This window comes from Nocardioides candidus (assembly GCF_041321175.1).
In the GTDB taxonomy this organism is placed as follows: domain Bacteria; phylum Actinomycetota; class Actinomycetes; order Propionibacteriales; family Nocardioidaceae; genus Nocardioides.
Genome location: NZ_JBGGWC010000004.1, coordinates 286444 through 304425, shown reverse-complemented (window position 1 = coordinate 304425; position 17982 = coordinate 286444). Strand labels below are relative to the sequence as shown.

General features: G+C 71.4%; 18 protein-coding genes. 12 read left to right on the top strand and 6 right to left on the bottom strand.

Annotated elements, in window-relative coordinates:
- Nucleotides 1–31: 31 nt before the first annotated feature.
- Both chsH3 and kstD read right to left on the bottom strand, forming a co-directional pair.
- Entirely contained in the window at nucleotides 32–907 is an 876-nt protein-coding gene (gene chsH3, locus ACAX67_RS18630) for an enoyl-CoA hydratase ChsH3 (protein WP_370705380.1), read from the bottom strand.
- Entirely contained in the window at nucleotides 907–2595 is a 1689-nt protein-coding gene (gene kstD / locus ACAX67_RS18625) for a 3-oxosteroid 1-dehydrogenase (RefSeq protein WP_370705379.1), read from the bottom strand. Before kstD ends, chsH3 begins: the two co-directional genes overlap by 1 nt.
- A gap of 35 nt (nucleotides 2596–2630) precedes the next feature.
- Here kstD and ACAX67_RS18620 point away from each other — a divergent pair, with 35 nt between their 5' ends.
- The 9 genes from ACAX67_RS18620 (at nucleotide 2631) to ACAX67_RS18580 (ending at nucleotide 10728) form a co-directional block, all read left to right on the top strand.
- Nucleotides 2631–3437 (top strand): 2-keto-4-pentenoate hydratase, encoded by an 807-nt coding sequence (locus ACAX67_RS18620; protein ID WP_370705378.1) that lies wholly within the window; start codon nucleotides 2631–2633, stop codon nucleotides 3435–3437.
- 8 nt (nucleotides 3438–3445) lie between these two features.
- Nucleotides 3446–4345, top strand: a complete 900-nt coding sequence (locus tag ACAX67_RS18615; protein WP_370705377.1) for an acetaldehyde dehydrogenase (acetylating) — start codon at nucleotides 3446–3448, stop codon at nucleotides 4343–4345.
- A gap of 15 nt (nucleotides 4346–4360) precedes the next feature.
- The gene (dmpG, locus tag ACAX67_RS18610) at nucleotides 4361–5452 is read left to right on the top strand and encodes a 4-hydroxy-2-oxovalerate aldolase (RefSeq protein ID WP_370705376.1); all 1092 of its coding nucleotides are present in this window, start codon (nucleotides 4361–4363) and stop codon (nucleotides 5450–5452) included.
- A 60-nt stretch (nucleotides 5453–5512) separates the two neighbouring features.
- Complete coding sequence (gene hsaA / locus ACAX67_RS18605) at nucleotides 5513–6694, top strand: 3-hydroxy-9,10-secoandrosta-1,3,5(10)-triene-9,17-dione monooxygenase oxygenase subunit (RefSeq protein ID WP_370705375.1); 1182 nt, start codon at nucleotides 5513–5515, stop codon at nucleotides 6692–6694.
- On the top strand, nucleotides 6694–7584 hold the full coding sequence (hsaD, locus tag ACAX67_RS18600; protein WP_370705374.1) for a 4,5:9,10-diseco-3-hydroxy-5,9,17-trioxoandrosta-1(10),2-diene-4-oate hydrolase: 891 nt from the start codon (nucleotides 6694–6696) through the stop codon (nucleotides 7582–7584). The genes hsaA and hsaD overlap by 1 nt, the downstream gene beginning before the upstream one ends.
- Nucleotides 7581–8477: an iron-dependent extradiol dioxygenase HsaC gene (hsaC, locus tag ACAX67_RS18595; RefSeq protein ID WP_370705373.1), complete on the top strand. Its 897-nt coding sequence runs from the start codon at nucleotides 7581–7583 to the stop codon at nucleotides 8475–8477. The genes hsaD and hsaC overlap by 4 nt, the downstream gene beginning before the upstream one ends.
- 19 nt (nucleotides 8478–8496) lie before the next feature.
- On the top strand, nucleotides 8497–9162 hold the full coding sequence (locus ACAX67_RS18590) for a flavin reductase family protein (protein ID WP_370705372.1): 666 nt from the start codon (nucleotides 8497–8499) through the stop codon (nucleotides 9160–9162).
- Nucleotides 9163–9255: 93 nt separating this feature from the next.
- The gene (locus tag ACAX67_RS18585) at nucleotides 9256–10173 is read left to right on the top strand and encodes a trypsin-like serine peptidase (RefSeq protein WP_370705371.1); all 918 of its coding nucleotides are present in this window, start codon (nucleotides 9256–9258) and stop codon (nucleotides 10171–10173) included.
- Nucleotides 10174–10215: 42 nt separating this feature from the next.
- Nucleotides 10216–10728, top strand: coding sequence for a TetR/AcrR family transcriptional regulator (locus tag ACAX67_RS18580; RefSeq protein ID WP_370705370.1), 513 nt, complete (start codon nucleotides 10216–10218; stop codon nucleotides 10726–10728).
- A 1-nt stretch (nucleotide 10729) separates the two neighbouring features.
- On the opposite strand, the gene ACAX67_RS18575 is transcribed toward ACAX67_RS18580, so the two are convergent.
- Nucleotides 10730–11986: a serine/threonine-protein kinase gene (locus ACAX67_RS18575; protein ID WP_370705369.1), complete on the bottom strand. Its 1257-nt coding sequence runs from the start codon at nucleotides 11984–11986 to the stop codon at nucleotides 10730–10732.
- A 162-nt stretch (nucleotides 11987–12148) separates the two neighbouring features.
- Between ACAX67_RS18575 and ACAX67_RS18570 the strand changes: the two genes are divergently transcribed.
- Genes ACAX67_RS18570 through ACAX67_RS18560 form a run of 3 tightly spaced genes read left to right on the top strand, consistent with a single transcriptional unit; the run spans nucleotide 12149 to nucleotide 14970 of the window.
- Nucleotides 12149–13891: an N-acyl-D-amino-acid deacylase family protein gene (locus ACAX67_RS18570; protein WP_370705368.1), complete on the top strand. Its 1743-nt coding sequence runs from the start codon at nucleotides 12149–12151 to the stop codon at nucleotides 13889–13891.
- Nucleotides 13888–14511, top strand: a complete 624-nt coding sequence (locus ACAX67_RS18565; protein WP_370705367.1) for a TetR/AcrR family transcriptional regulator — start codon at nucleotides 13888–13890, stop codon at nucleotides 14509–14511. Before ACAX67_RS18570 ends, ACAX67_RS18565 begins: the two co-directional genes overlap by 4 nt.
- A 9-nt stretch (nucleotides 14512–14520) precedes the next feature.
- Nucleotides 14521–14970 (top strand): acyl-CoA thioesterase, encoded by a 450-nt coding sequence (locus ACAX67_RS18560; protein WP_370705366.1) that lies wholly within the window; start codon nucleotides 14521–14523, stop codon nucleotides 14968–14970.
- On the opposite strand, the gene ACAX67_RS18555 is transcribed toward ACAX67_RS18560, so the two are convergent.
- From ACAX67_RS18555 to ACAX67_RS18545, 3 genes are read right to left on the bottom strand one after another with little or no spacing between them, the layout of a single operon-like run.
- Complete coding sequence (locus tag ACAX67_RS18555) at nucleotides 14960–15937, bottom strand: acyl-CoA dehydrogenase family protein (protein ID WP_370705365.1); 978 nt, start codon at nucleotides 15935–15937, stop codon at nucleotides 14960–14962. The two genes, ACAX67_RS18560 and ACAX67_RS18555, sit on opposite strands and share 11 nt — an antisense overlap.
- A gap of 1 nt (nucleotide 15938) precedes the next feature.
- Nucleotides 15939–16829, bottom strand: coding sequence for an acyl-CoA dehydrogenase family protein (locus ACAX67_RS18550; protein WP_370705364.1), 891 nt, complete (start codon nucleotides 16827–16829; stop codon nucleotides 15939–15941).
- A complete protein-coding gene (locus tag ACAX67_RS18545; RefSeq protein ID WP_370705363.1) occupies nucleotides 16826–17974 on the bottom strand; it encodes an acyl-CoA dehydrogenase family protein in 1149 nt (382 codons plus the stop codon). The genes ACAX67_RS18550 and ACAX67_RS18545 overlap by 4 nt, the downstream gene beginning before the upstream one ends.
- Between the last annotated feature and the right edge of the window lie 8 nt (nucleotides 17975–17982).

Here is a 17982-nt window from a genome sequence, read left to right as displayed (position 1 = left end):
CGGTAGCCACCACCGCAACCCCGCGCGAGGATCAGAGGGAGAGCACGCAGTCCGCGAGCACGGGCGAGCCGTCGCGATCGCCGCCCGCGATCGTCGCCGACGCGACCACCCGGTCGTCCTCGCGCCAGCCCGCGACCTGGATGGTCTCGCCCGGGAACACCACGCCTGCGAACCGTGCGGTGAACCCGCGGACGGCCGTCGCGTCCCCGCCGAGGACACCGTCGGTGAGCTCGCGCAGGACGATGCCGTAGGAGCAGAGGCCGTGCAGGATCGGCGCCGGGAAGCCGGCCGCCTTCGCGAAGTCGGGGTCGGCGTGCAGCGGGTTGCGGTCGCCGCAGAGCCGGTAGAGCAGCGCCTGCTGGGGCGTCACGGCGTACGACGACACGTGGTCGGCCTCGCGCTCGGGCAGGGCGACCGCCTCGGACGACCCGCGGTCGCCGCCCCAGCCACCCTCGCCGCGCACGAAGATCGACGAGCGGGTGCGCCACAGCTCCGTGCCCGCCTCGTCGCGAGCGACGCCCTCCTGCCAGATGACGGCCGCCTTGCCCTTGTCCCAGACGTCGGTCAGCGTCGTCGAGACGGTCGCCGTGCCGCTGGTCGGCAGCGGTCCCGACACGGAGATCGACTGCGAGCCGTGCACCACCTGGGCCAGGTTGATCTCGCAGCCCGGCAGGTCCAGGGGCGGCGGGTCGGTCATGTGGAAGGTCGGCACGACCACGCCGAAGGACGGCAGCACGTGCAGGGCCGGGTCGTCGAGGGTGTAGCGGAGGGCCGCCGGGGAGAGGTTGTCTCCCGGGCGGGACCCCGCGCCCACGCCGAGGTGGTAGAGCAGCACGTCGCTCTCGGTCCACGAGAAGGACGTGGAGCCGAGGTCGGCGCCGATCGCGACGGACGGGTCGATGGGCATCAGTGCGCCTCCTTGGCGATGTCCTCTGCGGCGAGGTAGCCGAAGACCAGCGCGGGGCCGATCGTGGCACCGGGACCGGCGTAGGTGTAGCCCATGACGGCTGACGAGACGTTGCCGGCGGCGTAGAGGCCAGGGATCACGGAGCCGTCGGGTCGCACGACCCGGGCGTGCTCGTCGGTGAGCAGACCGCCCTTGGTGCCGAGGTCGCCGGGGACGATCTTCACGGCGTAGTACGGCGCCTGGTCGATCACGTGCAGCGAGGGGTTGGGCTTCACGGTGGGGTCCGAGTAGTACTTGTCGTAGGCCGACTCGCCGCGGTGGAAGTCCTCGTCGACGCCGCTCACCGCGAAGCCGTTGAACCGCTCCAGGGTCGCCCTGAGGGCGTCCGCCGGCACGTCGATCTCGGCGGCGAGCTCCTCGATCGTGGCGCCCTTCTTGATCGTGCCGCTCTTGTACCAGCGGCCGGGGAAGGGCTGGCGCGGGCCGAGGCCGGCGAAGAGGTAGCGATTGCGGTAGCGCTGGTCGATGATCATCCAGCTCGGGACCGTGCGGACGCCTGCGTGCTCGACCTTGTACATCTCCTGCACGGCCTCGACGTAGGGCAGCGCCTCGTTCATGTAGCGCTCGCCTGCCTGGTTGACCATGATCGAGCCGGGCAGGTTGCGCTCGGCGAGGCAGAACCACGGGCCGTTGGGCAGCGGGATCGTCGGTCCCCACCACGCGTCGTCCATCACGTCGGTGGCCGCACCTGCGGCGATGCCGGCCTCGAGGCCGGCGCCGGTGTTGAACTGCGACCCCGTGCTCCACTCCTCGGAGGTCGGCTGCGGGAGGAACTTCGCGCGCAGCTCGGCGTTGCGCTCGAACCCGCCGCTGCCGAGGATCACGCCCCGCCGCGCGCGGATCTCGTGGCGCACGCCGTCGTGCTCGACGGCGACGCCCACGACCCGACCGCCCTCGAGCAGCAGGTCGGTGAGCTCCTGCTCGTAGTGGACAGGTACGCCGGCGTCCATGAGCCCCTTGCGCAGGCCGATGGCGATCGCGTTGCCCATCGCGTACATCTTGCGGCCGAGCAGCATGCTCACGAGTCGTCGGAAGACCACCAGGAACATGGTGACCGGGCCCTTGATCGTGCGCAGGCCGAGACTGATCCTGCGGTACATCGCCTGGGTGACGATGAGGTTGGCCGGCGCCTTGGTGTACGGCGGGTGCAGCCTCTCGAGCTCGTCGCCCAGGAAGCGCGCGTCGATCGGGACCGGTTCGACCGTGCGCCCGCGCGGCCGCCCGCCGGGGGCCTCGGGGTGGTAGTCGGCGTACTCCGGCACCCAGGTGAAGCGCACCGGGGTGTTCTCCTTGAGGAAGTCCATCACCTCGGCGCCGCGCTCCACATAGGTGTCGCGGCGCACCTTCGACACCGCGGCGCCCACGATGGAGTCGAGGTAGAGCTTGGAGCTGGCCAGGTCGTCGTCCTCGCCGGCCGCCTTGAGGGCGTAGTTGCCGGGGATCCAGACGCCGCCCCCGCTGCGGGCGGTCGAGCCGCCGAAGTAGGCGCTCTTCTCGAGCAGGATCGTGTCGAGGCCGCGGCGTCCCGCCGCGAGCGCGGCGCTCATCCCGGCACCGCCGGCGCCCACCACGACGACGTCGACCTCAGCTGGAAGCGTGGCCGGAGCGTCCGGCGTACCACCCGTCATGGCACAAAACTGTAACAGGTTCTAGTATTGCTCTCGTGACCTCCCAGGACGCGATCTCGGCAGCTGTCGAGCGCCTCGCCGACGCCCAGCGCACCAGGGTGCCGTGCGCGCCCGTCCGCGACCTGATCGGTGCCGACGACCTGCCGGCGGCGTACGCCGTGCAGCAGGGCCTGGTGCAGGCGCGGATCGCTGCCGGGGCGGCGGTCGTCGGCCGCAAGATCGGCGCCACGTCGAAGGCGGTCCAGGACCAGCTCGGCGTGGACCAGCCGGACTTCGGCTACCTCCTGGACGACATGGACGTCAGCCACGGCGCCCGCGGCGAGCCGGTGTCGATGCGCACCCTCGTGCAGCCGCGCGTGGAGGCCGAGGTCGCCTTCCGGCTGGCGACGGACATCGCACCCGACGACGAGGCCGACATCACGATCGAGGCGGTGCGTGCCGCGGTGGACGTCGCGCTGCCCGCGCTGGAGATCGTCGACTCGCGCATCGCCGACTGGAAGATCGGCTTCACCGACACGGTCGCCGACAACGCCTCCAGCGGCCTGTTCGTGGTGGGGGAGGACGGCAAGGCGTTGGCCGAGCTGGAGCCCCGCGACGTCGAGATGTCGCTGACCGTCAACGGCGAGGAGCGGTCGGCCGGCAACGGCGCGGCCTGCCTGGGCGACCCGCTCGAGGCGTTGCGCTGGCTGGCCGTGCAGGCGCACCGCTTCGGTGACCCGTTGCGCGCCGGGCAGGTGGTGCTCTCCGGCGCACTGGGGCCGTTCGTGCCGTTCGCCCCGGGCGACAGGGTGGTCGCCTCCATCAGCGGCTTCGCACCGCTGACCGTGGACTTCGAGGAGTAGGAGTAGTCGTGAGCAAGGTGACAGCCGCCATCGTCGGCCCCGGCAACATCGGGACCGACCTGATGTACAAGCTGCTGCGGTCCGACGTGATCGAGCCGCGGTGGATGATCGGCGTCGACCCGTCCAGCGAGGGCCTGAAGCTCGCCCGCGACAAGGGCCTGGAGTCGTCCCACGAGGGGGTCGACTGGCTGCTGAAGCAGGACGAGCTCCCGGACCTGCTCTTCGAGGCCACGTCGGCCTACGTGCACAAGGAGTACGCACCGCGCTACGCCGAGGCGGGCATCCGCGCGATCGACCTGACGCCCGCCGCCGTCGGTCCGGCCGTCATCCCGCCGGTCAACGGCCAGGAGCACGTCGGCGCGATGAACGTCAACATGATCACCTGCGGCGGCCAGGCCACGATCCCGATGGTCGCGGCGGTCTCGCGGGTCACCCCGGTGTCGTACGCCGAGATCGTCGCCTCCGTCTCCAGTGTGAGCGCCGGGCCGGGCACCCGCGCGAACATCGACGAGTTCACCCGTACGACGGCGGCAGGGGTCGAGACGATCGGCGGCGCCGAGCGGGGCAAGGCGATCATCATCCTCAACCCGGCCGAGCCGCCGATGATCATGCGCGACACGATCTTCTGCGCGGTCGACCCCGACGCCGACACCGATGCGATCGCGGAGTCGGTCCACGCGATGGAGCGTGCGGTCCAGGAGTACGTGCCGGGCTACCGCCTGCTCCAGGAGCCCCAGTTCGACGGACCCTCCGACTTCACCCAGGGCATGCGCCGGGTCTCGGTCTTCGTGGAGGTGGAAGGCGCAGGGGACTACCTGCCGCCGTACTCGGGGAACCTCGACATCATGACCGCGGCGGCGACGCAGGTCGGTCAGCACATCGCCCGTTCGATCCTCGGCCAGAACTGAAGACGGAGCACTGAGATGACCACCTTCGCCGACCTCAACGCGCTCGGCCGGACCTGGAGCGGGACCCACGGTGACGAGCCCTTCGGAAAGCTCGACCTGCGCCTGACCGACACCTGCCTCCGCGACGGCTCGCACCACAAGCGCCACCAGTTCACCGCGCAGGAGGTGCACGACATCGTCGAGGCCCTCGACGAGTCCGGCATCCCGGTCATCGAGGTGACCCACGGCGACGGCCTCGGCGGCAGCAGCTTCAACTACGGCTTCTCCCGGACCCCGGAGCAGGAGCTCATCAGGATCGCCGCCGAGACGGCGAAGCGGGCCAAGATCGCCTTCCTGATGCTCCCCGGCGTCGGCACCAAGGACGACATCCGCGCCGCGCAGGACAACGGCGGACAGATCTGCCGGATCGCCACCCACTGCACCGAGGCCGACGTCTCGATCCAGCACTTCGGCCTGGCGCGCGAGCTCGGGCTGGAGACCGTCGGCTTCCTGATGATGAGCCACACCCAGTCGCCCGAGGTGCTCGCGCAGCAGGCCCGGATCATGGTCGACGCCGGGTGCCAGTGCGTCTACGTCGTCGACTCCGCCGGCGCGCTGATCATGGAGCAGACCTCCGACCGCGTCGCGGCGGTCGTCGCCGAGATCGGCGGCCAGGCCGACGTGGGCTTCCACGGCCACGAGAACCTGGGCCTGGGCGTCGCCAACACCGTCGCCGCCGCCCGGGCCGGCGCCACCCAGATCGACGGCTCGGTGCGCCGCTTCGGCGCGGGCGCCGGCAACACGCCGCTCGAGGCGTTCATCGGGGTCTGCGACAAGCTCGGCTGGACCACGGGGGTCGACTTCCTCAAGATCGTCGACGCCTCCGAGGACGTCATCAAGCCGGCCATGCCGGAGGAGTGCCAGCTGGACCGGATGACGCTGATGATGGGGTACGCCGGCGTCTACTCGAGCTTCCTCAAGCACGCCGGCAACGCCGCCGAGCGCTACGGCGTCTCGGGTGCGCAGATCCTGCTCGAGGCCGGCAACCGCAAGCTGATCGGCGGCCAGGAGGACCAGCTCATCGACATCGCCCTGATGCTCAAGGCCAAACAGGACGCGAACGCGTGACAGAAAACTAGAACGTGTTCTAGTATTGCTGACATCAGTACATCCGACAGGAGCTCCCACATGAACCGCAGCCCCGAGGTGCAGACCGTCCTCGACGGCATCCGCGACCTGCTTCCGACCTTCCGCGAGCGCGGCGACGAGGCCGAGCGGTTGCGCGTCGTCCCCGAGGCGTCGATCAAGGAGCTCGAGGAGACCGGCTTCTTCCGGCTGCTCCAGCCGAAGCGCTACGGCGGCTTCGAGGCCGATCCCGTGGACTTCTACACCGCCGTGCGCGACATCGCGTCCGCGGACGGGTCGACCGGCTGGGTGTCCAGCGTCGTGGGCGTGCACCCCTGGCAGGTCGCGCTCTTCGCCGACGAGGCGCAGCAGGCCGTGTGGGGCGAGGACCAGAGCGTGCGGTTGAGCTCGTCGTACGCTCCGACCGGCAAGGCGGTCCTCACCGAGGGCGGCTTCACGCTGTCCGGCAGGTGGAGCTTCTCCTCCGGCTGCGACCACTGCTCCTGGGTGCTCCTCGGTGGCCTGGTGTTCAACGAGGAGGGCCAGGTCGTCGACTTCCGCACGTTCATGGTGCCGCGGGAGAAGTACCAGATCGTCGACGTGTGGAACGTCGTGGGCCTGCGCGGCACCGGCTCCAACGACATCGTGGTCGAGGAGACCTTCATCCCCGAGGCGTTCACCTTGTCGATGGGGGAGACGGGTCAGTGCAAGGGTCCGGGGCAGGCCGTGAACACCAGCGACCTCTACAAGCTGCCCTTCCACTCGATCTTCACCTCGACGATCGCCACGCCGCTCCTCGGCATCGCGAAGGGCGCCTACGCCGAGCACGTGGAGATGCAGCAGAAGCGCGTGCGCGCCGCGTACCTCGGCGAGAAGGCGTCGCTCGACCCGTTCGCCGCGGTCCGGATCGCGCGGGCCTCCTCGGAGATCGACGCCGGCTGGGCGCTGCTCATGGCCAACATCCGCGAGGAGCAGGACCTGGTCGCGCGCGGCGAGCAGATCCCCCTCGAGCTGCGGCTGCGGGTGCGGCGCGACCAGGTGCTCGGCACCGCGCGCGCCATCGAGGCGATCGACGCGCTGTTCGAGGCCTCCGGTGGACGGGCGCTCGCCGAGGGCACCTACCTGCAGCGGGCGTGGCGCGACGCGCACGCCGGCCGGGTGCACGCGGCCAACGACCCCGAGCGCGCCCTCCAGATGTACGGCGCGCAGCAGTTCGGCCACAAGGTCGACCCCGGGATGTACTGATGGCCCTGCCGTCGTACGAGAAGGAGGCTGTCCGCCGGTCCGCGAAGGCCGGTGACATCACCCTGAACTACTACGAGGCCGGCCCGGACGACGGGGGCGCCGGTCTTCCGTTCGTGCTGCTGCACGGCGGGGGACCGGGTGCGTCGGCCTGGAGCAACTTCGGCTCCGCACTGCCGCGCTTCGCGCCGCGCTTCCGCACCCTGCTGGTCGACCAGCCCGGCTTCGGGCAGTCGGACAAGCCCGAGGTGAAGGCCAACTACTTCCGGCACTCGGCCGACTACCTCGTCAGGTTCCTCGACGAGCTGCAGATCGAGAAGGTCCACCTGCTCGGCAACTCCCTCGGCGGCGGCACGGCGACCCGTTTCGCGCTGTCCTACCCCGACCGGGTCGGCCGGCTCGTGCTCATGGGCCCCGGCGGGCTCTCGCTCAACCTCTTCCACGCCGACCCGACCGAGGGCGTCCAGCGGCTGATGGACTTCAGCATGGACCCGACCCGGGAGCGGCTGCGGGCGTTCATCTCGAGCATGGTGGTGGATCAGTCGCTGGTCACCGACGAGCTCGTCGAGGAGCGCTTCGCCGACGCGACGGCGCCGGGCTCGATGGAGGCGATGCGGTCGATGGGGGCGTCCTTCTGGAACCCGGAGTGGGCCGAGGACGGCATGCTCTGGCGCGAGGTGCACGCCATCCGCAAGCCGACCCTGCTGACCTGGGGTCGCGAGGACCGGGTCAACCCGCTCGACGGCGCACTGGTGGCGCTCAAGCAGATCCCGCGTGCGCAGCTGCACGTGTTCCCCAACTGCGGGCACTGGGCGCAGATCGAGGCGGCCGAGGAGTTCGCGCAGGTCTGCACGACCTTCCTCGCGGCCCACGTCGAAAGGGCGAAGGCATGATCGACATCAAGTCCATGGGCTACGTCCGCGTGGCCAGCACCGACCTCGACGCGTGGAAGACCTTCGCGGGCAAGGTCCTGGGGCTGGCCGAGGGTCGCGGTCCCGACCCCGCGCACCAGTACTGGCGCTTCGACGAGGTCTCCGCGCGCATCGTCGTCTTCCCCTCCGACGTCGACGAGCTCGCCTGCTCCGGCTGGGAGCTCGCCGACCACCAGGCCCTGCAGGCCGCCCGCGAGCACCTGCAGAAGGCCGGCGTCGAGTTCGAGGAGGGCACGAAGGAGGAGCTCGCCGAGCGCCGCGTCCAGGAGCTCGTGCGCTTCAGGGACCCCTGGGACAACGTGTTCGAGCTGTTCCACGGCATCACCTACGAGTCGCGACCGGTCGTGACGCCGTACGCCGCTCGGTTCGTCACCGCCGACCAAGGCATGGGGCACATCGTCCTGCCCGTCCTCGACGACGTCGAGGCGCTGCGGTTCTACACCGAGGTGCTGGGCTTCCGGCTCCGCGACTCGATGAGCATGCCGGGGGAGTTCGTCGGCAAGGAGCCCGGGAGCAAGGTGTGGCTCCGGTTCCTCGGGGTCAACCCGCGCCACCACTCGCTCGCGTTCCTCCCGATGCCGAACCCGTCGAAGTGCGTCCACATCATGCTGGAGGTCGACGAGCTCGACCACGTCGGACGCGCGCTCGAGCGGGTCAAGAAGCACGGCGCCAAGCTGTCGGCGACCCTTGGGCGGCACATGAACGACGAGATGGTCTCGTTCTACGTGAGGTCGCCCGGCGGCTTCGACGTGGAGTTCGGCACCGAGGGACTGCGCGTCGACGACCACAAGTGGGTCGCACGCGAGTCCACCGCCGTCTCGTACTGGGGTCACGACTTCGGTGGCGGGAGCTGAGGTCGCTACCGTGGCGAGCATGCCGGCCGAGTCCCATCCCTCCCGCGGGCGCGTGCCCGAGGGGGACATCCCCGACGGCATGAGCCCCGACGCGCGGGAGACCTGGCCGCACCCGGCCCTGATCGACTCGTGGCTCGGCGACGCCGACATCGACTTCGAGTTCCGGCCGGGCGAGGACGTCGCCGTCCACGACGACCCCGAGGCCCGCGCGGCCGCGCGGCGCTTCCGCGACGTGCTCGGCACCTTCGCCTCCGGCATCACCGTGATCACCACGATCAGCGGTGGCGAGCCGGTCGGCATGACCTGCCAGTCCTTCTCGAGCGTCTCCCTCGACCCCCCGCTGGTGCTGTTCGTGCCGGCGAAGTCGTCGCGGGCGTGGCCCGTCATCCACCGGACCGGCCGGTTCTGCGTCAACATCCTGGCTGCTGACCAGGAGCACGTCTCCCAGCAGATGGCGACCAAGGGCGTCGACAAGTTCGCCGACGTCGACTGGCACCCGGCGGAGGTGACCGGCTCGCCGGTGATCCGTGGGACGCTGGCCCACCTCGACTGCACGATCCAGACGGTCCACGAGAGCGGTGACCACTACGTCGTCATCGGCCGCGTGGAGCACTTGGAGACGGCCGAGGACGAGGCGAAGGACCCGCTGCTGTACTTCCGTGGTCGCTACCGATCGACCGACTGACCCGTGACTCGTGCGCGCCGCCGCAGTTTGCTTCCTATGAGGTCCCTCCGAGCGGTTTCCGCCGTCGCGTCGGCCGTGGTCGTAGCAGCCACCGTGAGCGCAGCCCCGACACCGGCCGACGCCAGGTCAGGTGCTCGTACGGCGGCCGTCCCCGCCCGCCACGCAGTGGTGACCGAGGCGCCCACGGCTGCCGGCACCGCCCGGGAGATCAGCAGCTACTGGACGTCCGCCCGGATGCGCGCGGCGCTGCCGATCGAGCAGCTCGTCGACGGGCTGACCCGCTCCCTCGGTCCGGGTCGGTCAGCCGAGCACGCGGCGCGGGCGCGCACCCGGCCTCGCCAGGTCCGCGCCCCGCGGTCGACGGGCAAGCTGTTCTTCCGCGTGGACGGCGCCGACGCGGTATGCACCGCGTCGGCGATCAACACCAAGAAGCGCAACCAGGTCATCACGGCCGGTCACTGCGTCCACACCGGACCCGACGTCGGGCTGCTCCAGCAGCCGCACTTCTACAGCGACTGGGTCTACGTGCCGCGCTACCGCAACGGGCACGCGCCCTACGGCAAGTGGGTGGCCAACAACGCCTACGCCTTCAACGGCTGGATCGAGCACGAGGCGTTCCGCTTCGACCAGGCGATCATCTCGTTCAAGCGGCACGGGCGGCACCGCCTCGTCGACGTGACCGGTGGCAACGACGTCGTGTGGGGCAAGCCGCAGCGCGAGTGGGGCGTGCGGATCTGGGGCTGGCCGGCCGAGGACCCCTTCGACGGCGAGACGGCGAAGCGCTGCGACGGTCGGACCGTGCCCTTCCACGACTCGGCGGACGCGTCGATGCACGCCTGCGCGCTGACCGGCGGGGCGAGCGGCGGGCCGTGGTTCCTCCCGCGCGGGAGGACGGCCAACAGCGGCCGGATCTGGGCTGTCACGTCGCGGCGGGTGCTGGAGCGGCCGGTGCTCCTCGCGCGACCGATCCCGAGTGAGATCCGTCGCATGATCCGCGCGGCCAACCGCTGAGGAAGCGGCGCAGGGGCGGTCGACTGGCACCATCGGTGGGTCATGCGCAGCCTGGATCCCACCGAAGACGTCGCCCTGCAGCTGGTCCGACGGTTCCTCGTGCTCTGCGAGCACCCGCGGACCCGCGCCCGGATGCTGCGGCTGGTGGCGCGCAGCAGCCGGCCTGACGACGCCCCCCGCGTGCTTCGGTGGCTGAAGCGGGCGCTGCTGATGCCGCAGATGCGCCGCGGCACCCGCCCGGTCTCGGCGATGAAGTGGGAGCTGGTCGCCTCGCAGCTCTTCGGCATGGCGACGATGCGCTACCTCCACGAGCTCGAGCCGATCGCCTCGGCCGACCGGGACACCGTGGTGGCGATGATGGCGCCGGGCGTGCTGGCGGTCCTGCGCGGGCCGGACGAGGTCTTCACCGCTCTGGTCGTCGACGACGACGAGGACCTCTCGGACCTCGGTGAGCTCGCCGACCTCGAGGACGCGGTCCGTCCGGAGCCCGCACGCGATCGGGCGATGCCCGCTGGAGGGGCGGCGCTGCGCCGGGTCCAGCACGGCCGCAGCTGAGCTACTTCCGCTTCTTGCCGTGACCCTTGCCGTGGTGCCCGTGGCCCTTGCCGTGCTTGTGGTGCGCCTTGTGCGCGTGGTGGTGCCGGTGGTGCCGGTGGTGCCGGTGCGGCTTCGCGTGGTGGTGCGGGCGGTGCCGTACGACCGGGGCCGAGGCCGTCGCCTCCGCAGGCGCCGCGCTGATCGAGGGGGCCACGCCTCTCGGCTTGCTGCCGAGATCCTTCCTGGCGGTCGGAGCGTCGGCCGCAGCGGCTGACGGCGCGGGCGCGGAGCCGTCGACGACGTGGGCGACCCCGGCCGAGAGCAGGAGGAGGACGGCGGCCGCGGCGGCGGCCAGGGCCGAACGCCGGTACCAGATCGAGGTCGCTCCGCTCTCGACCTGGCGGCGTGCGGGCGCGGCCCCGCCCACGAGACCGGTGGTCTGCAGGCTCAGCACCGCGCCGGCTGCGCTGTCGCTGGCGTCGCCCGCCGCGAGGGCGGTGAGCCGCCCGGCGCACTCGGCGGCGGTCGGGCGCTCGGTCGGTTCGGTGGCCGTCATCTGGTCGAGCAGGTGGACCCAGCCGGCGCCGAGCGACACCGGGATGAGGGGGCGGCGGTGGAGGCGGGCGAGGGCCGCCTCGGTCGGTGTGCCGGCGTACGCCCGCTGGCCGGTGAGGCACTCCAGGAGCACGAGACCGAGCGAGTAGATGTCGCTCGCCCCGGTGACCGGGGTGCCCTTGACCTGCTCGGGCGAGAGGTACGACGCCGTACCGATCGTGCTGCCCGTGGCGGTCAGGCCCGAGCCTTCGTTGGCCGCCCGGGCGATGCCAAAGTCCGCCAGCTTCGCCTCGCCGCTCGCCGTCAGCAAGATGTTGGCCGGCTTGACGTCGCGGTGGACGATGCCGTTGGCATGGACGTGGGCGAGGCCGGCGGCGACGCCGGCGCCGATCGCCGCGACCTCCGTGGCCGGCAGGGGGCCGCCGCCCAGGCGTTGCGCGAGGGACGGGCCGCCGACCAGCTCCATGACGAGCCACGGGGACGGGTCGACGGAGTCCGCCTCGGCCCCCGCGTCGAGCAGCATGACGAGATTCGGGTGGTTCAGCGTGGCCAGGAGCCGCATCTCCGACAGGAAGCGCTGGTGGTCGACGTCGTTGTCCAGCGAGGCGTGCATCACCTTGATCGCGACATCCCGGCTCAGGTTGTGGTCGTAGCCGCGGTGGACCGCGGCCATGCCGCCCCGGCCGACGAGCTCCTTCAGCTCGTACCGGTTGTTCAACATCCGCGCGTCGATGGTCCTGCTCCTCCGGCTCGGGCCGGCTCCTGTCCGGTCGCTACTGAGGGCTGGTACCCCTCGGTCGCGCCAGGCAACCGGACGAGTGACGAAAATCGCGGCCGAACCGCGGTGATTGACAGATAGAGACCGATTGGTTTCTATATCGCCATGGCCTACGACGTCGTCCTCAACAACGGTCTCCTCCTCGACGGGACCGGCGCGCCGCCGAACGTCCGCAACGTCGGGATCCGCGACGGCCGGGTGGCCGCGGTCAGCGCCGATCCGCTCGACGTGACCGGGTGCTCCCGGGTGGTCGACGCCACCGGCCAGTGGGTGATGCCGGGGATGATCGACATCCACACCCACTACGACGTCGAGGTGCTCAACGAGCCGGCCCTCGCGGAGTCGGTGCGCCACGGGGTGACGACCGTGCTGCTCGGCTCGTGCTCGCTGTCGACGGTCCACGTCGACGCGACCGACGCGGGCGACCTGTTCGGGCGGGTGGAGGCGATCCCGCGGGCGCACGTCATCGATGCCGTCGAGACGTCGAAGACCTGGTCGAGCGCGGCCGACTACGTGGCCGCGCTGGAGGCCCTTCCCCTCGGTCCGAACCTGGCGGCCTTCATCGGCCACTCCGACCTCCGGGCCGCCGCCATGGGGCTCGACCGGGCCACCCGCAGCGGGGTCCGCGCGTCTGCTGCGGAGCGGGCGACGATGGAGCGCTGGCTCACCGAGGCACTCGACGCCGGCTTCGTCGGCATGTCCGCCCAGCAGCTGATGTTCGACAAGCTGGACGGCGAGACCTGCCGCTCGCGCACCCTGCCGTCGACGTACGCCAAGGCGCGCGAGCGTCGTCGGCTCAACGCGATCCTGCGCCGACGCCGGCGCGTGCTCCAGGGCGGTCCGGACATCAAGAGCCCGCGCAGCATCCTCGCGATGACGCTCAGCACCCTCGGCATCTTCCGCAAGCCGCTGAAGACGAGCCTGCTCTCGGCCGCCGACATCAAGGCCAACCGGGCGCTGATGGCGATCATGCCGCCGAGCGCGCGGCTGCTCAACGCTCTCGGCGGCGACTTCCGGTGGCAGCACCTGCCGGTGCCGTTCGAGGTGTACGCCGACGGCATCGACCTGGTCATCTTCGAGGAGTTCGGGTCCGGGGCGGCCGCGCTGCACCTCGCGGAGCAGGTCGAGCGGGACGCCCTGCTCCAGGACGAGGACTACCGACGCTGGTTCCGCAAGGACTACGACGCCAAGTTCGGGCTGCGCGTGTGGCACCGCGACTTCTTCGACGCCGAGATCGTCGACTGCCCCGACGCCGAGGTGATCGGCAAGTCCTTCGGGCAGGTCGGCCTCGAGCGCGGTGGGGTGCACCCCGTCGACGCCTTCCTCGACCTGGTCGTCGAGCACGGCACGAAGGTCCGCTGGCGCACGACGATCTCCAACGACCGACCCGAGGTGCTCGACCGGCTCGCGACCAGCCCCGGCGTGCAGCTCGGGTTCTCCGACGCAGGCGCCCACCTGCGCAACATGGCGTTCTACAACTTCGGCCTGCGGCTGCTGCGCCGGGTCCGCGACGCCGAGGAGGCCGGACGGCCGTTCATGACGGTGGAGCACGCCGTGCACCGGCTCACCGGTGAGCTCGCCGACTGGTACGGCCTCGACGCCGGGCACCTGCGCGTCGGCGACCGGGCCGATGTCGTCGTGGTGGACCCGACCGCGCTCGACGAGCGCCTGGACGAGTACGCCGAGAGCCCGGTCGTCTCCTACGGCAACCTGTCCCGCATGGTCAACCGCAACGACGACGCCGTCGTCGCCGTCCTCGTCAACGGCGAGCACGTCTTCGGCCTCGGCGAGGCCGCGGAGGTGCTCGGCACCCGTCGTACGGGCCGGTTCCTCCGCGCGGGGCGATGAGCGCCGCTCCCGGGCGGCGCACGCAGGAGCAGCGCCGGGCCGAGACGATCGGGAAGCTGGTCGAGGCGACCATCGAGTCGATCGAGCAGGTCGGCTACCACCGCACCTCCCTCGGCGAGGTCTGCGCGCGCTCGGGGGTGTCTAAGGGCGGGTTGTTCCGTCACTTCGACTCGCGTCTCGACCTGATCATCGCTGCGGCCGAGGAGGTGGCACGGCGGCACATGGTCGCCTTCGACGAACTGCGGCCCCGAGGCGCGCCGGCGCTCACCATCGAGGAGGTCGTCGCGTTCGCACGCCAGCGGATCCGGCACGAGACCAACGTCGTGTGGTTCGAGGTGATGGTGGCCGCGCGCACCGAACCGGACCTGCGTGAGCGGCTCGCGCCGATCACGAAGCACCTCTACGACGCCATCGAGGAGCGCGCCGTCGAGAACTTCGAGGGCCTGGACGTCCCCGAGGAGGTGGTCCGGCTCGCCGTCACGTCCGCGGTGCACATGTTCGACGGCGAGGCGATCGTCGGCTACAGCTACCCCAGGCCCGAGGTCGACGCCGCCCGGGCCGACGCCGCCGTCCGGTTGCTCCGCACGTTGGGCGCAGCGCTCGGCGGGCCGGCTCGCTAGCCTGACCCGGTGACGGACGCGCGCATCGACGACCTGCTGGCCGACTACCCCGTCCGCGTGGAGATCCCCGTCGCCTGGGGCGACATGGACGCCATGGGGCACGTCAACAACACCGTCTACTTCCGCTACTTCGAGACCGCGCGGATCCGCTGCTTCGAGGAGCTCGCCCGCGACCCGGCCGGCGACCTCGGTGGCGTCGGTCCGATCGTGCACACGGCGAGCTGCCGCTTCCGGATCCCGCTGACCTATCCCGACACCGTCACCGTCGGTGCCGGGATCGGCGACATCGAGGACGACCGCTACGTGATGCGCCACCGCGCGGTCAGCCACCGGCACGGCGCGGTCGCGGCGGAGGGGGACACCCTCGTTGTGGCGTTCGACTACGCCGCCGGCACCAAGGCGCCCATCCCGGAGGCGCTCCGCGCGCAGCTCGACGCGCTGCGTGACGTCAGAGCGTGATCCTCGCCCGCTGCTCGTGGGGGGCGCCGAACAGCTGACCGAGCGCGTGGGCGCGCTTGAAGACCAGGTGGGCGTCGTGCTCCCAGGTGATCGCGATGCCGCCGTGGAGCTGGATGCACTCGCCGGCGAGGTGGGTCGCGGTCTCGAGGCAGTACGACGCAGCCGTCCGGGTCAGCTGCTCGGCGTCGGGTGCGTGCGTGGCGAGGGCGTACGACGCTGCCCACGACGCCGACCGGGCGATCTCCAGCCTCGCGAGCATGTCGGCCATCCGGTGCTTGAGCGCCTGGAACGAGCCGATCGGACGACCGAACTGCACCCGTTCCTTGCTGTAGTCGACCGTCATCTGAAGTGCGCGGGCGCTCAGCCCGACGGCGAGCGCGGCGGCGGAGGCGGCCGCGACGAGGTCGGCGCGAGCGCGGGCGACACCTCCCTCGCCGATCGCGACCGGCTCCTCGGCCCAGATGGTCGCGAGGCGGATCGTCTGGTCCATCGTCTCGAGCGGCTCCACCCTCGACGGCGCGAGCTCGACGAGCTGCGGCCCGACCGTCGCCAGGACGATCGCCGCGTCGGCCCCGTCGAGCACGGGTCCGGGGTCGAGCGCGAACGTGGCGATCTCACCGGCGGCGATCCGGGGGAGGAGCCGCGCCTTCGCCTCGTCGGTGCCTCCGGCCAGCAGCGCCTCGGTCGCGATGACGGTCGCCAGCAGCGGGGAGGGGGCGAGCGAGCGCCCGAGCTCCTCGAGCACGACCGCGGTCTCGAAGAAGGTCGCGCCGAAACCGTCGTGCTCCTCGGGGACGCCGAGGGCCGCGACGCCGACCTGCTCGCACAGCGTTGACCAGAGCGCGGCGTCGTAGCCGGCTTCCGACGCCACTGCGGCGCGCACGGCGGCGCTGTCGGCCTGCTTCGCCAGCACCGCCCGCACGGTCGACGCGAGCTCGGCCTGCTCCTCGCTGAGTGCGAACTCCACCTCAGGCCCCCACGAGCGAGTCGAGGATCCGGCCCCGGTGGAAGGCGTGCGTGCCCCAGGCGGTGACCAGCGCGCGGATCTTGGTGATCCAGATGCTCAGGTCGAACTCCTGGGTGTAGCCGATCGCGCCGTGGACCTGGAGCCCGGTGCGCGAGGCGAGGTAGGCGGCGTCGCCGCACATCACCTTCGCGGCCGAGACCGCGCGCGGGGTGGGATCGAGCGCTGCCCCCAGGACGAGCGGGCGGGCGAAGTCGAGCGCGATCCGCACGTCGGCGAGCTGGTGCTTGATCGCCTGGTAGCTCCCGATCTCGCGCCCGAACTGCCGTCGCTGCTTGACGTAGGTCACCGAGTCGGCCAGGACCCGCTCGCCCGCGCCGAGGAGCTGGGCGGCGGTCGCGAGGACGGCGAGCTCGAACGCGCTGTCGTCCGGGGCAGGACCGGTCGCGGTCACCGAGAAGAGGTGGCGGGCCCGGTCGACCGACCTGTGCCGCTCGCCGGGCTGTGCCTCGGTCAGACCGTCGGCACCGGCGAGGAAGACCGAGTCCGCGACGTCCGCGTCGAGGGCGTACGGCGTGTGCGGCGGCACCGCGACCGTCGCGATCCCCTCGACCTCGTGGCCCAGCGCGAGCGGCAGGTAGGCGGCCGACTCGACCCAAGGACCCGGCACGGCGTGCCGGCCGAGAGCCTCGAAGGCGAGGCAGACCTCGACCGGGGTCGCCTCCGTCGCCAGCATGGTGAGGCCCTGCTCGGCGAGCCGGTCCCAGAGCTTGAGGCCGGGGGCGTGGTCGCCGTCGGCCCAGGCGCGGGCGATGCTCGCGGTGTCGGCGGAGGCCAGCAGTGCCTCGAGCGACGCGGCGAAGTCGCGTTGGTCTGAGGTGAGCTCGAACTTCATCGTCGGGACCCCTTGGGCTCGCGGGGGAGGCCGAGGATCCGCTCGGCGATGATGTTGCGCTGGATCTCGTTGGTGCCGGCGTAGATCGGACCCGAGAGGGCGAACGTGTAGCCGTCGAGCCAGCGGGACTCCAGCTCGGCCTCCGGGCCGAGGAGGTCCAGCGCGGTCTCGTGCAGGGAGATGTCGAGCTCGCTCCACCACACCTTGTTGACCGACCCGGCGGCGCCCATCTCCCCGCCGTCGGCGAGGCGGGTGACGGTGCCCCACGTGTAGAGCCGGTAGGCCTCCGCCTTCAGCCACGCTTCGACGACGCCGTCGGCCACCCGGGTGTCGGGGCGCTGGCGGTAGAGCTCCACGAGCCGGTCGGCGGCGGCACAGAACCGCCCGGGGGAGCGCAGCGAGAGGCCGCGCTCGTTGCCCGCCGTACTCATGGCGACGCGCCAGCCGTCACCGGGCGCACCGAGCACGTCGGCGTCCGGCACGAAGACGTCGTCGAAGAACACCTCGGCGAAGCCCGCCTCTCCGTCGAGCTGGGCGATCGGACGCACGGTGACGCCGTCGGCGTCCATCGGGAAGAGGAAGTAGGTCAGTCCGTTGTGCCGGGCCGCCTCGGGGTCGGAGCGGAACAGCCCGAAGCCCCAGTGGGCGTAGGTCGCCCGCGACGACCAGGTCTTCTGGCCGTTGAGCACCCACCCGCCGCGCTCGTCGTCGCGCCGCGCGGTCGACTTCAGGGAGGCGAGGTCGGAGCCGGCCTCGGGCTCGGACCAGCACTGCGCCCAGATCTTCTCGCCCGACGCCATCGTGGGCAGGAAGCGGTCCTGCTGCTCCTGGGTGCCGTGGTCGAAGATGATCGGCGCGAGCAGGAAGATCCCGTTCTGCGAGACGCGGCCGGGTGCGCCCGCGCGGTAGTACTCCTCCTCGAAGATCACCCACTCGATCAGCGACGCCTCGCGGCCGTGGTAGGCCCGCGGCCACGACACGACCGACCACCGGTCGGCGGTGAGCCGGGCCTCCCACTCCTGGTGGAGCCGCCAGCCCTCCTCGGTGTCCATCGACGGCAGCGGCTCGCTCGGCACGTTGGCCGCCAGCCACGCGCGCGCCTCCGCCTGGAAGGCGAGCTCGCTCTCAGTCAGTTCGAGATCCACGTGCTTCT